Source organism: Streptomyces sp. BE20, assembly GCF_036322525.1.
Taxonomy (GTDB): Bacteria; Actinomycetota; Actinomycetes; order Streptomycetales; family Streptomycetaceae; genus Kitasatospora.
Genome location: NZ_JAQYWW010000367.1, coordinates 1 through 314, shown reverse-complemented (window position 1 = coordinate 314; position 314 = coordinate 1). Strand labels below are relative to the sequence as shown.

Annotated in this window: 1 protein-coding gene; it reads right to left on the bottom strand. The window is 72.9% G+C overall.

Going from position 1 to position 314, the window contains the following annotated elements:
- Positions 1 to 314: acyltransferase domain-containing protein (locus PUR61_RS02640; protein WP_329875184.1), on the bottom strand; the 314-nt coding region annotated here is incomplete at both ends.

Genomic DNA, 314 nt, shown 5'->3' with positions numbered 1-314 from the left:
CGCGCTCACCTCGACGAAGGCCCGGAACCCCTCCGCGGCGAGCGTGTCCACCGCCTCGGCGAAGCGCACGGTCTGCCGCAGGTTGCGGTACCAGTACCCGCCGTCCAGCTCAGGACCCTCCAACCACCGGCCCTCCACCGACGACAGGAACGGGATCGCGGCGGGCCGGGGCCACACCGCGGCCAGGAGCTCGGCGAGTTCCTCCTCGATCGACTCGACGTGGGACGTGTGGGAGGCGTAGTCCACCGGGACGCGCCGCACCCGCACACCCTGCTCCTCGAAGCCCGCCACCAGCGTGTCCAGCGCGTCCGGGT